Raw genomic sequence first — 15,113 nt, forward strand, 5'->3', positions numbered from 1 at the left:
CACCCGATGTTTCGCTCAGTCAGCCCTGGTGATGCCGTGTTTGCGCAGTTTTCGATACAAGGTATTGCGGCTGATGCCCAAGTGCTCGGCGACGCGGGTCAAGTGCCAGTGTTTTGCCTCCAGCACCTCCATGAGTGCTTGCCGTTCCGCATCCTGCAAAACCTCGGCACCCAGTGGTTCACCGTCAATTCCTGGCCCAACGCTGAACCTGTGGGAGCGGGCGAGCCCGCGAACGAGGGCAACGCCCTCGCCCTGTATTTCCTGGTAGGACGTCTTCGCGGGCGCGCCCGCTCCCACAGGATTGGCGCTGCGTTGGACAATTGCAGGGAGATCCGAAAATGCAATACAGGGTTCTTCGCAAAGCGCCACCAGGGTCCGCAGCACATTGCGCATCTGCCGCACATTGCCCGGCCAGGCGAAGTCGAGCAGCGCCTGCCGTGCCTCAGGTTCAATTTCGACCTTCTGCCCCTGCGCCTCCTGACGCAGCAGAAAGTCCAGCAACTGCGACTTGTCACTGCGCTCACGCACCGCCGGCAATGCCACTTCCAGGCCATTGAGGCGGTAATAGAGGTCCTCACGGAAACTGCCCTGCTCCACCCGTTCCAGCAGGTCGCGGTGGGTAGCGCTGACAATGCGCACATCAACCGCCTGCGGCTCGCCACCAATCGGCACCACCTGGCGTTCTTCCAGCACCCGCAGCAGACGGGTTTGCAGGGCCAGCGGCATGTCGCCGATCTCGTCCAGCAGCAAGGTGCCGCCGTCTGCCTGCAGCAACTTGCCGCGCATGCCCTCTTTGCGCGCGCCGGTAAAACTGCCACCGCGGTAACCGAACAACTCGCTTTCGATCAGGCTCTCCGGGATCGAGGCGCAGTTGATGGCGACAAACGGCTTGCCCCGCCGCTCACTGGCCTGGTGCACGGCGTGGGCGAAAGCCTCCTTGCCACAGCCGGTCTCGCCGCGCAGCAACAACGGCACATCACGCTCGAAGACCCGCACGCAGCGGCGAAAGTCGTTTTGCAATGCCGGGTCGAGCAGGCAGATGGCCGGTTCGACTTCGCGCACGGGCTGCCGGTATGCGGTTGGCACCGACCACACCGGCGTACGTGCCTGGCCACGCAGGCTGGCGAACACCTGGCGGCCATCCACGGTTTGTAGCGGCCATATCGTGCTGCCAGCGGGCATGGCGCGGTTGAACAACTCGTCGTGGCTGCAGGCGAAGAAGCGCTGCACGGGTTTGCCCAACACGCCACCGCGCACGGTACCCAGCAGGTTCAGCGCGCTCTGGTTGGCCGCGCAGATGCGCCCGTCACCGTCGAAGGCCAACAGCCCTTCGCTGAACAGGCCTACCGACTCGGCCTGCAGGTGGAAACGCAGCAGCCAATGCTGCTCGTAATGGCGCAGGAAATAGCAACTTTCGATCATCTTCGCCGAGAGGTTGACCAATGCCATGGTATGGAACTGGCTTTGGCGCGAAACATCAGGCCTGGCCGACGACACATCAAGCACCGCCAGCAGTTCACCATGGGGGTCGAACACCGGGCTGGCCGAGCAGGTCAGGCCGGTATGGCGGCCACGGAAGTGCTCGTTCTGGTGGATGGTCAGGGCCTGGCGCTCGACCAGGCAGGTGCCGATGCCGTTGGTGCCTTCGCGCGCTTCGCTCCAGTCGGCGCCCAGCCACAGCCCGGCACGCTCGAAACTGCGCCGCTCGGTAGGCGCGCTGACGCAATTGAGGATCACCCCGCGGGCGTCGGTCAACAGCACCGCGTGGCCGGCCCCGGACAGCTGCTGGTGCAGGCTGTTCATTTCAGGGTCGGCAATTTGCAGCACCTGGCGCAGGCGCTCGCGGCTTTCCAGCAGGCGCCCGTGCTCAAGCACCACCGGTGCCGCGATCACAGCAGGGTCGAGGTGGTAGTCCTCCAGGCACCGCAGCCAGGAGCGGGCGATGGACGGGTCACTGCCGCCCTCCCCGGCGCCGCCATGGGCAACGGTATGGACTTGCTGGGCATGGCGACTGAAATGATTGCTCTGCATTTGTTGTAGTTCTCCGCAGATAGAGAGTCCCGTCAGCATCCTCCACCCGGGAAGGCTTTGCAATGCACCCTCCCGTGACGTGTCGCAAATGGCACAAAGTGTCACCCCTGCGCGTATCGGGGCTGGCACACAGAGCGCTTACCGAACCCATCCAGATGACCCAAGTCATTGAATTTACTGGCGTGCGAAACGCTGGCCCAACCTTTGCTCTACGCTTCTCAACTCCTCAACAAAACTAACAGCCAGGAGACACACCATGCGTTACGCACATCCCGGTACCGAAGGCGCGAAGGTTTCCTTCAAGAGCCGCTACGGGAACTACATCGGTGGCGAATTCGTAGCTCCGGTCAAGGGGCAGTACTTCGACAACACGTCCCCGGTGAATGGCAAACTGATCGCAGAATTCCCCCGTTCCACTGCCGAAGACATCGATAAAGCACTCGACGCCGCCCACGCCGCTGCCGACGCCTGGGGCCGCACTGCAGTGCAGGACCGCTCCAACGTGCTGCTGAGGATTGCCGACCGCATCGAGCAGAACCTTGAGCTGCTGGCCATTACCGAAACCTGGGACAACGGCAAGCCCATCCGCGAAACCCTCAACGCCGATATCCCGCTGGCCGTCGACCACTTCCGCTATTTCGCCGGCTGCATCCGCGCCCAGGAAGGCGGTGCTGCCGAAATCAACGAAGGCACCGTGGCCTATCACATCCACGAGCCGCTGGGCGTTGTCGGGCAGATCATTCCGTGGAACTTCCCGATCCTGATGGCGGCCTGGAAGCTGGCCCCTGCGCTGGCCGCCGGTAACTGTGTGGTGCTCAAGCCTGCCGAGCAAACGCCACTGGGCATCACCGTACTGCTTGAAGTGATCGGCGACCTGCTGCCACCTGGCGTACTCAACGTGGTGCAAGGCTTTGGCCGCGAAGCCGGTGAAGCCCTGGCGACCAGCAAGCGCATCGCCAAGATCGCTTTTACCGGTTCAACCCCGGTTGGCTCGCACATCATGAAATGCGCAGCCGAGAACATTATCCCGTCCACCGTTGAGCTGGGCGGCAAGTCGCCGAACGTGTACTTCGAAGACATCATGCAGGCCGAGCCGAGCTTCATCGAAAAAGCGGCCGAAGGCATGGTGCTGGCGTTCTTCAACCAGGGTGAGGTGTGTACCTGCCCGTCGCGCGCGCTGGTACAGGAGTCGATCTACCCGCAGTTCATGGAAGTGGTGATGAAGAAGGTGCTGCAGATCAAGCGCGGCGACCCGCTGGACACCGACACCATGGTCGGCGCCCAGGCTTCGCAGCAGCAGTTCGAGAAGATTCTTTCGTACCTGCAGATCGCCCAGGAAGAAGGCGCCGAGCTGCTGACCGGCGGCAAGGTCGAGAAGCTGGAAGGCTCGCTGGCCACCGGTTACTACATCCAGCCGACCCTGCTCAAGGGCAACAACAAGATGCGCGTGTTCCAGGAAGAAATCTTCGGCCCGGTGGTCAGCGTCACCACCTTCAAGGACGAAGCCGAAGCCCTGGCGATTGCCAACGACACCGAGTTCGGCTTGGGCGCCGGCGTGTGGACCCGCGACATCAACCGTGCCTACCGCATGGGCCGTGGGATCAAGGCTGGCCGCGTCTGGACCAACTGCTACCACCTGTACCCGGCGCATGCGGCGTTTGGCGGGTACAAGAAGTCGGGGGTTGGGCGTGAAACGCACAAGATGATGCTTGATCACTATCAGCAGACCAAGAACCTGCTGGTGAGCTACGACATCAACCCGCTGGGCTTCTTCTAAAACCTGGGATGGCCTCGGGGGCTGCTTTGCAGCCCATCGCAGGCAGGCCAGCTCCTACAGGGGTCGCACAAGATTCCAGGCCTGTGCAGTACCTGTGGGAGCGGGCAAGCCCGCGAAGTGGCCAGACCTGCTTACACAAAACCCAGGGTGGTTGCCGTGCACCAACCGCTCTGGCTCGCTTCCTGCAGTACCCATCACCATCGGCCCGGAACCCTTCCGGCCACCAAGAAAAACAACAGGTGAATCTATGCCAAGCGATCATTCCGCCGGCTCGCCGGCAGGCTCTTCCGTCGATTTTGAAAAAGTCGGATCAGACTATTTCCAGCAACGTGAACTGAAAAAAGGCGCCGCAGGTTGGGTACTGCTGGTCGGCCTGGGCGTGGCTTATGTCATCTCCGGCGACTACGCCGGCTGGAACTTCGGCCTGGCCCAGGGCGGCTGGGGCGGCATGTTCCTCGCTACCTTGCTGATGGCCACCATGTACTTGTGCATGTGCTTCTCGCTGGCCGAACTGTCGTCGATGATCCCCACCGCAGGCGGCGGCTATGGCTTTGCCCGCAGCGCCTTCGGCCCCTGGGGCGGCTTTCTCACCGGCACGGCGATCCTGATTGAATATGCCATTGCGCCCGCTGCCATCGCCGTGTTCATCGGCGCCTATTGCGAGTCACTGTTCGGCATCGGCGGGTGGGTCATCTACCTGGCCTTCTACATCATCTTCATCGGCATCCACATCTTCGGCGTGGGCGAAGCGTTGAAGCTGATGTTCATCATCACCGCCGTCGCGGCTATCGCCCTGGCGGTGTTTCTGGTGAGCATGGTGCCCCATTTTGATGCAGCCAACCTGTTCGACATCGCCAAAACGGACGCGGTAGGCGCCAGCAGCTTCCTGCCGTTCGGCTATGTCGGCGTGTGGGCGGCCATCCCTTACGCCATCTGGTTCTTCCTCGCCGTAGAAGGCGTGCCGCTGGCCGCCGAAGAAACCAAGAACCCCAAGCGTGACCTGCCTCGCGGCCTGATCGGCGCCATGCTGGTACTGCTGGCCTTCGCCCTGCTGATCCTGGTGGTCGGCCCTGGCGGTGCCGGTTCCGAGGCGCTGAAGGCATCCGGTAACCCACTGGTTGAAGCGCTGTCCAAGGCTTACGGCGGCAGTACCTGGATGGGCGGGTTCGTCAACCTGGTCGGCCTGGCCGGGCTGATCGCCAGCTTCTTCTCGATCATCTACGCCTATTCCCGGCAGATCTTTGCCCTGTCGCGGGCCGGCTACCTGCCGCGCAAGTTGTCGGAAACCAACAAGAGCAAAGCCCCGGTACTGGCCCTGATCATCCCCGGCATCATCGGCTTTGCCCTGTCACTGACCGGCCAGGGCGACTTGCTGATCCTGGTGGCGGTATTCGGCGCTACGCTTTCCTATGTGCTGATGATGGCCGCGCACATCACCCTGCGCATCCGCCGGCCGAAGATGGAGCGCCCGTACCGCACCCCCGGTGGCATCTTCACTTCGGGCGTGGCGCTGGTGCTGGCTTGCATCGCTGTGGTTGCCGGCTTCCTTGTCGACCCACGGGTGGTAATTGGCGCCGCAGTGATCTATGCGGTATTGATTGCCTACTTTGCTTTCTACAGCCGCCACCACCTGGTCGCGGGCACGCCGGAAGAGGAATTCGCCGCAATCCAGCAGGCCGAAGAGGCCCTGCACTGATTGCCGCCACCCGCCGCGGGGCAACCCGCGGCTCTGGAGATTCTGTATGGCAAGTTTTGTACACACGGTAGGCCACCTGGTTTACCGCTTCGACAGCCTCAAGGACGTGATGGCCAAGGCCAGCCCGGCACGCTCGGGGGACTTCCTGGCGGGTGTCGCGGCCAGCAATGACGGTGAGCGCGTCGCCGCGCAAATGGCCTTGGCCAACATCCCGCTGACGCACTTTCTCAATGAAGCACTGATCCCTTACGAAGCCGATGAAGTCACGCGCCTGATCATCGACACCCACGATGCACAGGCCTTTGCCCCGGTCAGCCACCTGACCGTGGGCGGCCTGCGCGACTGGCTGCTGAGCGAGGAGGCCAATGAAGAGAGTCTGCGCGCCCTGGCACCCGGGCTGACACCGGAAATGGCCGCAGCGGTATCGAAGATCATGCGCGTGCAGGACCTGGTGCTGGTGGCGCAGAAAATCCGAGTGGTCACCCGGTTCCGCGGCACCATGGGTTTGCGCGGCCGCTTGTCGACCCGGCTGCAGCCCAACCACCCGACTGACGAGCCGGCCGGTATCGCGGCCAGCATTCTCGACGGCCTGCTGTACGGCAACGGCGACGCGATGATCGGCATCAACCCGGCCACCGACAGCATTGCCTCGATCTGTGCCCTGCTGGAAATGCTCGACGCCATCATTCAGCGCTACGACATCCCCACCCAGTCCTGCGTGCTGACCCACGTCACCACCTCGATCGAAGCGATCAACCGCGGCGTGCCGCTGGACCTGGTGTTCCAGTCCATTGCCGGCACCGAGGCGGCCAACGCCGGGTTCGGCATCAACCTGAACGTGCTGCAGGAAGGTTACGAAGCGGGCCTGTCGCTGAAACGCGGCACCCTCGGGCAAAACCTGATGTACTTCGAAACCGGCCAGGGCAGCGCACTGTCCGCCAACGCCCATCATGGCGTCGACCAGCAAACCTGCGAAACCCGCGCCTATGCCGTGGCCCGCCACTTCAAGCCATTTTTGGTCAACACCGTGGTCGGATTCATCGGCCCGGAGTACCTGTACAACGGCAAGCAGATCATCCGCGCCGGCCTCGAAGACCACTTCTGCGGCAAGCTGCTGGGCGTGCCGATGGGCTGCGACATCTGCTACACCAACCACGCCGAAGCCGACCAGGACGACATGGACACCCTGCTGACCTTGCTGGGTGTGGCCGGGATCAACTTCATCATGGGCATCCCCGGGTCCGACGACATCATGCTCAACTACCAGACCACTTCGTTCCACGACGCGCTGTACGCGCGCCAGACCCTGGGCCTGAAGCCCGGCCCGGAGTTCGAAGCATGGCTGGCCCGCACCGGCATCTTCACCCAGGCCGATGGCCGGGTGCGCTTCGGTGACAACCTGCCGCCGGCCTTCCGCCAGGCCTTGGCACAGCTTGCATAGGGATGACCATGGACCATCGCACGCCTACCCCCGACAACCCTTGGCTGGCCCTGCGCAACCTGACCCCGGCGCGCATCGCCCTGGGCCGTGCCGGCACCAGCCTGCCGACCGGGGCGCAACTGGACTTCCAGTTCGCCCATGCTCAGGCCCGTGATGCCGTGCACCTGGCCTTCGACCATGCCGGCCTGGCCACCCAGCTGAGTGACCGCGGGCGCGAAAGCCTGGTGCTGCACAGCGCCGCCAGTGATCGCCACCAGTACCTGCAACGCCCGGATTTGGGCCGGCGTTTGAACGAAGAATCGATTGCCACCCTGCGCCAGCGCGCTCAAGCCAACCCCGGCGGCGTCGACCTGGCCATTGTGGTCGCCGATGGCCTGTCGGCACTGGCGGTGCATCGGCACACGTTGCCATTTCTGACCCGTTTCGAAGAACAGGCTGCCGCCGACGGCTGGAGCAGCGCCCCGGTGGTGCTGGTGCAGCAGGGCCGCGTGGCGGTGGCTGACGAGGTCGGCGAGCTGCTGGGCGCGCGGATGACGGTGATGCTGATTGGCGAGCGCCCGGGGCTGAGCTCGCCCGACAGCCTTGGCCTGTATTTCACCTACTCACCCAAGATCGGCCTGACCGATGCCTACCGCAACTGCATTTCCAACATCCGCCTGGAGGGGTTGAGCTATGGCATGGCGGCGCATCGCTTGCTGTACTTGATGCGTGAAGCCTGCCGGCGCCAGCTTTCCGGGGTGAATTTAAAGGACGAAGCCGAGGTCCATAGCCTGGACAGTGAAGCTACCGGCAATCAGAAAGGCAACTTCCTGCTCGGCAAAGGGTAAAGAACATGTCACGGAAGGCGGATTGCACTTGTGACGCGCATTGGGCAGCATGCCCTTGAACGCTGCAGGCATTCCGCTGTTTCCCCAAATGGACTCTGAGGGCCGCACATGCGCATCATCAAGGCAACCCTGGAACACCTCGACCTGCTCACCCCGTTGTTCGTCCGATACCGTGAGTTCTACGGGCAACTCCCCTACCCCGACAGCTCGCGCAGCTTCCTGGAAAAGCGCCTGAAACGGGATGAATCGGTGATCTACCTGGCCCTGTCGGATGACGACGACGGCAAGTTGATGGGCTTCTGCCAGCTGTACCCGAGCTACTCGTCGCTGTCGCTCAAGCGGGTATGGATTCTCAACGACATCTACGTGGCCGAAGACTCGCGGCGTATGCTGGTGGCCGACCACCTGATGCGTGAAGCGAAGAAAATGGCCAAAGAGACCAACGCCGTGCGCATGCGGGTATCGACCAGCGCGGACAATGAGGTCGCGCACAAGACCTACGAATCCATCGGGTTTCGTGAAGACACCGAGTTCAAGAGCTACATCCTGCCGATCAGCCAGGACTGACTGTACCGGCCTCTTCGCGGGCTCGCCCGCTCCCACAGAGATTTCACCAACCTTGAAGGTTGTGTTGTACCTGTGGGAGCGGGCGAGCCCGCGAAGAGGCCGGTACAGAAATACCTCTTGTCGTAACCCCCCGCTACAAACTCCCCGGGCATGTTCCTCACTTCGCCGTATAATGCCCCACCTGTCATGTGTGAAAATTTACCCATCCCCAGGTAACCCAGCCTACGTCCAAGAACACAGGTGCTGTACATGGATTTCAACCCGTTGGACCTTATCCTGCATCTCGATGCCTACCTCGATCTGCTGGTCACTAATTACGGTCCCTGGATCTACGCCATCCTTTTCACCGTGATCTTCTGCGAAACCGGGCTGGTGGTAATGCCGTTCCTGCCGGGCGATTCGCTGCTGTTCATAGCCGGCGCTGTAGCCGCGGGTGGTGGTATGGACCCGGTGCTGCTGGCTGGCCTGTTGATGGCTGCCGCAATCCTGGGCGACAGCACCAACTACGTGATCGGCCGAACAGCCGGTGAGCGGTTGTTCAATAACCCCAACTCGAAAATCTTCCGCCGCGACTACCTGCAGCGCACGCATGAGTTCTATGAGCGCCATGGCGGCAAGACTGTGACCCTGGCGCGCTTCCTGCCCATCCTGCGTACCTTCGCACCGTTCGTCGCCGGCATCGCCCACATGCATTACCCGCGCTTCCTTGGTTTCAGCGTTGCCGGTTCGCTGCTATGGGTCGGTGGCCTGGTCACCTTGGGCTACTTCTTCGGCAACGTACCGTTCATCAAGCAGCACCTGTCGCTGATGGTGGTAGCCATCATCATCCTGTCGCTGGTGCCGATGATCCTCGGCCTGTTGCGCGGCCGCCTGGGCCGTGCGGCCAAGGCGCACTGACCGCCACCCATGTGGTCATTCAGCGCCTGGCGGCGCAAGCGTACCCTGGCGCGCTACCCCATCAGCGACCAGCAATGGCAGGCCGTGCGCGCGCGCCTGCCGATGCTGGACGGCATCAGCGACGATGAAGACCACTGGCTGCGCGAAGCCTGCATCCTGTTTCTGCTCGACAAACACCTCACCTGCCTGCCCGGTGTCGAACCCGACGACGAGCAGCGCCTGCTGCTGGCCGCCCAGGCGCAGTTGCCGTTGCTGCACCTGGGTGAGCTGAACTGGTATCAGGGCTTCCACGAAATCATCCTGTACCCCGACGACTTCAAGAGCCCCCAGCGCCACCGCGATGCCAGTGGCGTGGAGCACGTGTGGGATGGCGAGCACAGCGGCGAGGCATGGCAACAGGGGCCGATCATCCTGGCCTGGAACGGCGTGCTGGCCAGTGGTGGCTGGGAGGCTTACAACCTGGTCATCCATGAGCTGGCACACAAGCTCGACATGCTCAACGGCGATGCCAACGGGCTGCCGCCGCTACACAGCGGCATGCCGGTGGATGAGTGGGCAACGGCCATGCAGCAGGCCTACGACGACCTCAACCGCCAGCTGGACAACAACCCCGACGCCGAATCCGCCATCGACCCGTATGCCGCGGAAAACCCGGCGGAGTTCTTTGCCGTCACCAGCGAGTACTTCTTTAGTGCCCCCGACCTCCTGCATCAGGCCTATCCACCGGTCTACCACCAGTTGTCGCGGTTCTACCGGCAAGACCCGCTGGCGCGGCTGCACCGCTTGCAGGCCGAACACCCCGAGTACCGCGAAAGCCACGCCTGACGGGGCCGCACATCAGGCCAGGCGTGGCATGACCCGGCAGAATGTGCCTATAATCGCCGCCACTTTTTTGGTCAAACACGGGGGCACTGCCCAATGAGCTACAGCAAGATTCCGGCGGGCAAAGACCTGCCGAACGACATCTACGTCGCCATCGAAATCCCGGCCAACCACGCGCCGATCAAATACGAGATCGACAAGGACAGCGACACCCTGTTCGTCGACCGTTTCATGGCTACCCCAATGTTCTACCCAGCCAACTACGGCTTCATCCCGAACACCCTGGCTGACGACGGTGACCCGTTGGACGTGCTGGTGGTTACCCCTTACCCGGTAGCGCCAGGCTCGGTCATCCGCGCCCGTCCGGTCGGCATTCTGAACATGACCGACGACGGCGGCGGCGACGCCAAGGTCATCGCTGTTCCTCACGACAAGCTGTCGCAGCTGTACGTCGACGTGAAGGAATACACCGACCTGCCAGCCCTGCTGATCCAGCAGATCGAGCACTTCTTCGCCAACTACAAAGATCTCGAAAAGGGCAAGTGGGTCAAGATCGAAGGTTGGGATGGCGCTGACGCCGCCCGTGCCGCGATCACCAAATCGGTTGCTGCCTACAAAGGCTGATACCGATTGTTGGAAAAAACCCGCTTCGGCGGGTTTTTTTATGCCTGAATCGGCGACAAAACCTTAATCGGTAAAAATTCCTACGCAGTCCTACACCAATGCCCTACAAATCGGCACTTTTCTTACAAATCCCGTCAACAAGCAGTTCATTTCATTGCAGTTAACCCGTCGATACACTCGCCCCATGAACACTTCCGGCGACCGCCTCAAAGCCCTTCTTCATGAATGTGGCCTGTCCCCTTCCGATCTCGCTGCTCAGCGCGGCGTCACACCGCAGCACGTCAACAACTGGTTCAAACGCGGCGTGCCCCTGGCCCGCCTGGACGAACTGGCCGACCTGTTCTGTGTGCATCGGCGTTGGCTACGCACGGGCGAAGGGGCCAAACACCCGAACTCGATCCAGCGCAACCAGCCGCCACGCCAAGCTCCGGCTGACCCGCCCAGCCCACTGTCGGCACACCGCGCCCGGGAGCTGAAGGTGCCCTTTTACGAGGTGCGAAACGGCCTGCTTTCGCCGGTTGCCAGCAAATACCTGCGCCTGCCCGCAAAAGCACTGAAAAGGTTGGGGGTGCACGCCGATAAAGCAATCTGCCTGGCCATGCCCGCCAGTAACATGCTGCCGCTTGTTCCGCTGGAGGCCACCTTGGCCGTCGACCTGGGGATGACGCAGATAATAGAGGGCGAGACCTATGCCCTGCTGCACAACGGCGTACTCAGGGTAAACAACCTCAGCCTCGGCCCACGCGACACCCTGTACCTTCACAGCCATGACCGGCGCAATTACGCCACCGAACGCTACACCCCCGCCCAGCGCCAGGCGCAAGGGCTGGAGATTATCGGTTGGGTATTCCACTGGTCGCATTTCCGTCAGCAGCGGCCATGCTGAAACAACCTGTGCCATTTTCTGCTGGGCATCCTGCGCGTGCCCTTGTATGCTACGCCGCACATTAAGCCCCGACCGGCGCGAGCCGCGGTTCAGAGGGCTCGGCGATATCCCACACGGTTATCTGCCATCTCTTTCAGGCCTTTGATGGCCACACAGTTAAGGCGATTGCGGCTTACCATAAATTAGCCGGAAGCGTCCCCGAGAAGCCGGCCACAAGCCGGCTTTTTAATGCCCGATCCATTCATCCGATCAGGCGCTTGTTTCTACGTATTTCAAGCACTCAGAACTTGCCACGCAGTGTCAGCATGTAGTTGCGCGGCTCGCCATACCAGTTACCCCGCACACTGCTGCCGATAGTCTGGTAGTAGTGCTTGTTAAGCAGATTGTTGCCATTCAGGGCGGCAGTCCAGTTGTCGTTGATACGGTATTCGACCAGACCGTTCCACACCGCATAGCCCGCCTGCAGGTATGAATAGGGCGAGGTACCAGGGCTAAGGCTGCCGTCGGACAGGCGCGTGCGAACCGTGCCGTTGACCGCATTGCGGCTCTGGATGTTGGCGCCCAGGCCGACCTTCCAGCGCTCCAGGTCGTCTTGCAACTGGTACGTGGTAAAGAACTTGAACAGGTGCTTGGGCGTCTGGCTGCTCAAGGGCAGGCCGTTGTTGGTCGAATCTCCAGCCTGGCGCTGTTCATTGATGTTGTAGGTGTAGCCTGCGGACATCTGCCAGCCTTCGGCCATTTCACCACTGATTTCTGTATCCCACCCGCGGCTGATGACCTCGCCGCCTGCGGCGTAGCAGCAGTTGTTGGTGGGGGTATCGGCATACTCGACCAGAACCGCTTCGTTCTCACGTTTGGTGTAGTAGACGGCACTGGAGAAGTTTAAACGGCCTGCGTAAAACGAGCTTTTTACGCCGAATTCGTAGGTCTTGCCTTCGATCGGCTTGAGTTGGGATTCGCCAAACGACAGATAATTGGTCTGCGGTTTGTAGATTTCGGCGTAGCTGGTATACAACGACCAGTTGTCGTTCAGGTCATAGATCAGGCCACCATAGGGCGTGACGACACCACTGTTCTTGCCACCCAGGCCAAAGGTTGAACCAAAGTCTGGCACGACGCTGACTTGAGTATCCTCATAGTCGTTGTAACGGGCGCCGATTATCATCTTGAGTGGGTCGGCCAAGCGCGCTTTGAGGGTTATGTAGCCGCCCGTCTTCTTGGTGTCCCACTCCGGATATTCATAATACAAAGTTGGTTTGACCGGCTTGGGTAATGCGTTGACGTCGGTGCTGAATACATCCACCGCCACGGCCGGCGAGTTACGGCTGTAGTCGGCATAGTATTTGTGAATGTTCTCGTGATCGGCTCCGATTACCAGTTCATGCTCGCGGCCAAACGCCTCAAAGGTGCCGTGCACATTGGCGGCTAACAAGTTCTGCTCGTTCTGGAACTCGCGCAGGGTCCTGGAGAAGTTCGTCCCAGTACCGGTTACCGGATTAAGCGCTGTGGTCACTTGGCCGAGATCATGATGGGCATCGTACTTGGTATAGGTGTAGCTGGCGTCTGCCTTCCATTGATCGTTGAGGTTGTGCTCTACCTTGATGAAACCCTCAATGGCTTGCGAGTTGGCCGAAGACCAGTCGGCAGCCAGGGAGGTAGCGCGCGAAAGGCCAAGGTCTTCGCCGGTGCTATAACGCACAAGGCCATTGTCCCAATAGCCGTCCATGTCGCGCTTTTCGTAACTCCCGCCGACGGTCACCAGGGTATCCGGTGTCACGTCTGCTTCCAGCACACCGAAAAATGCCTGCTTCTGGCTGTCGGCACCGTCATAAAAGTAGCCCCGGTCTTCATAGGCCGCAACGAAGCGGCCGCGTAAGCGCCCATCGAAGCCCATCGGCCCTGTCACATCGACCTCCTGGCGGTAGTTGTCCCAGCTGCCAGCGGACGTTGCCAGCTTCACCTGGGCATGGTCCAGGGCACGCTTGCGCACAAGGTTGATTGTGCCTCCAGGCTCGCCAGTGCCTGAGTTGAGGCCATCTGCCCCACGCAGGATCTCGATATGATCGTACTGGATCATGTCGGGCAATGACTGGTACGACTCTTCGCGCATGTTGGGTGCGCCACCATCGGTGGTGACGTTGGTGATCTTGAAACCGCGGGAATAGATAGACACGTCGTTGTCATTGCCGCCCACCAGCGTGATACCCGTGGCCTGATTGAGCACCTGCCCGATATTGTGCAGGCCTTGGTCCTCAATGCGCTGGCTACTGACCACGGATACTGACTGAGGGATTTCTCGCATCGCGGTTGGTGTCTTGCCGCCCACGCTGACAGCGCCAGCAGTGTAAGAGCCGGTGTTTTCAGTCATTAACCCGAGTTCCTGGCTCTTGATCATCGTTGCGCCCAGTTCCACTGCTTCGCCGGCCACCGGCACTTTCTCTATCAGCAGCATATCCCCGCTGAACGTGGCCTTCAGGCCGCTGCCGCCGAGTAACCGTTCGATCCCTTCGCTGGCACTGAACTGCCCGTACAGGCCGGTGCTCTGCTGGCCATTCAGCACTTCGCTAGCCACCATCAGCCGCAGGCCTGCCTGGTTGGCAAAACGCGTCAAGGACTGGTCCAGTGGGCCAGACGGAATGTTGAACGTGCGGCTGACCAGCTGCGTACTGCTGGCTGCCAGCGTCACGGTACAAACAGCCAAGGTCGCGGTGCTGGCGATAGCCAGGCTCAAGGCAGTGCGGCGAATCAGGTGCTGCATGTGTCTTCCCCTGCTGAAATCAGCGAAATAAAAACCACTCTCGACAGGAAAAGACGACAGGCTGCAAAAAGCCGACAGCGCATGCCTGAAAAACTTTCAACGCGATGGGTGCGTCCTGGTTTCATCGCGCTCGACCACCGTCAGCCAGGGCAGCTTGCGGATTTTTACGGGTAGCGACTGCTGCAAGAGTTGCAGCTGCGCGGCCAGGTCATCGGTACCCACCACACCGGTGACGGGCAATTGCCGGAGCGCTTCGTCGCGGACCCAGATCAGCCCAGGATGATAAGGTTTCATCGCGTCCAGCACTTCGCCCAACGAGCGATGGTTGAAAACCAGGCGGTCATGACGCCAGGCTGTCTGAGCGGCAGGGTCCACGTCAAAGGGCTGGGACAGGCCCGCAGAGTTGTAATCCAGGCCCTGGCCCTGCTGAACCTCGGTAACTTGCGCGATACCTTCTGCCAGCACGTTGACCCGCACGGCATGCTCGGTCACAGTCAGGTGGACATCTCGCTCATTGCGGCGCACATCGAATTCTGTACCCAAGGCACGGATGCGCCCGTTCGCAGCTTCGACCTCAAAAGGCCGCTGTGGGTCGGCTGCCACCTGAACATACAACTCACCGCTGTAAAGCCGCAGCAAGCGCCGCTGGCCTTCCACATCAATGTCAACCCGGGTTTGCGGGGCCAACTCCATTCGCGATCCATCGGCCAGGTGCAGGGTTCGGCGCTCACCCACACCGGTGCGCTGGTCCGCCAACCAGCCTTGGTCTGCGCCTTGCCACGTCAAC

Annotated in this window: 12 protein-coding genes; 9 read left to right on the forward strand and 3 right to left on the reverse strand. The window is 61.4% G+C overall.

Annotated elements, in window-relative coordinates; translation table 11 throughout:
* Nucleotides 1–15 precede the first annotated feature (15 nt).
* Nucleotides 16–2,031 (reverse strand): sigma-54-dependent Fis family transcriptional regulator, encoded by a 2,016-nt coding sequence (locus P0Y58_27080; protein ID WEK30502.1) that lies wholly within the window; start codon nucleotides 2,029–2,031, stop codon nucleotides 16–18.
* A 256-nt stretch (nucleotides 2,032–2,287) separates the two neighbouring features.
* Here P0Y58_27080 and P0Y58_27085 point away from each other — a divergent pair, with 256 nt between their 5' ends.
* From P0Y58_27085 to P0Y58_27125, 9 genes are all read left to right on the forward strand, one after another.
* Nucleotides 2,288–3,808 (forward strand): aldehyde dehydrogenase, encoded by a 1,521-nt coding sequence (locus P0Y58_27085; protein ID WEK30503.1) that lies wholly within the window; start codon nucleotides 2,288–2,290, stop codon nucleotides 3,806–3,808.
* A 247-nt stretch (nucleotides 3,809–4,055) separates the two neighbouring features.
* Nucleotides 4,056–5,504: an ethanolamine permease gene (gene eat / locus P0Y58_27090; GenBank protein ID WEK30504.1), complete on the forward strand. Its 1,449-nt coding sequence runs from the start codon at nucleotides 4,056–4,058 to the stop codon at nucleotides 5,502–5,504.
* 46 nt (nucleotides 5,505–5,550) lie between these two features.
* Nucleotides 5,551–6,945, forward strand: a complete 1,395-nt coding sequence (locus P0Y58_27095) for an ethanolamine ammonia-lyase subunit EutB (GenBank protein ID WEK30505.1) — start codon at nucleotides 5,551–5,553, stop codon at nucleotides 6,943–6,945.
* 8 nt (nucleotides 6,946–6,953) lie between these two features.
* On the forward strand, nucleotides 6,954–7,772 hold the full coding sequence (gene eutC, locus P0Y58_27100; GenBank protein ID WEK30506.1) for an ethanolamine ammonia-lyase subunit EutC: 819 nt from the start codon (nucleotides 6,954–6,956) through the stop codon (nucleotides 7,770–7,772).
* A gap of 108 nt (nucleotides 7,773–7,880) precedes the next feature.
* Entirely contained in the window at nucleotides 7,881–8,339 is a 459-nt protein-coding gene (locus P0Y58_27105) for a GNAT family N-acetyltransferase (protein ID WEK30507.1), read from the forward strand.
* A 249-nt stretch (nucleotides 8,340–8,588) separates the two neighbouring features.
* The gene (locus P0Y58_27110) at nucleotides 8,589–9,236 is read left to right on the forward strand and encodes a DedA family protein (GenBank protein ID WEK30508.1); all 648 of its coding nucleotides are present in this window, start codon (nucleotides 8,589–8,591) and stop codon (nucleotides 9,234–9,236) included.
* A 9-nt stretch (nucleotides 9,237–9,245) separates the two neighbouring features.
* On the forward strand, nucleotides 9,246–10,061 hold the full coding sequence (locus P0Y58_27115) for a zinc-dependent peptidase (GenBank protein WEK30509.1): 816 nt from the start codon (nucleotides 9,246–9,248) through the stop codon (nucleotides 10,059–10,061).
* 93 nt (nucleotides 10,062–10,154) lie between these two features.
* Nucleotides 10,155–10,682 carry an inorganic diphosphatase gene (gene ppa, locus P0Y58_27120; protein WEK30510.1) on the forward strand — a complete coding sequence of 176 codons (528 nt, stop codon included), beginning with the start codon at nucleotides 10,155–10,157 and terminating at the stop codon, nucleotides 10,680–10,682.
* A 184-nt stretch (nucleotides 10,683–10,866) separates the two neighbouring features.
* Nucleotides 10,867–11,568, forward strand: coding sequence for a transcriptional regulator (locus P0Y58_27125; protein ID WEK30511.1), 702 nt, complete (start codon nucleotides 10,867–10,869; stop codon nucleotides 11,566–11,568).
* A 280-nt stretch (nucleotides 11,569–11,848) separates the two neighbouring features.
* On the opposite strand, the gene P0Y58_27130 is transcribed toward P0Y58_27125, so the two are convergent.
* Nucleotides 11,849–14,326, reverse strand: coding sequence for a TonB-dependent siderophore receptor (locus P0Y58_27130; protein WEK30512.1), 2,478 nt, complete (start codon nucleotides 14,324–14,326; stop codon nucleotides 11,849–11,851).
* 96 nt (nucleotides 14,327–14,422) lie between these two features.
* Nucleotides 14,423–15,112, reverse strand: coding sequence for a FecR domain-containing protein (locus P0Y58_27135; GenBank protein ID WEK33404.1), 690 nt, complete (start codon nucleotides 15,110–15,112; stop codon nucleotides 14,423–14,425).
* Nucleotide 15,113: the final 1 nt, after the last annotated feature.

The sequence above is a fragment of the Candidatus Pseudomonas phytovorans genome, assembly GCA_029202525.1.
GTDB lineage: Bacteria > Pseudomonadota > Gammaproteobacteria > Pseudomonadales > Pseudomonadaceae > Aquipseudomonas > Aquipseudomonas phytovorans.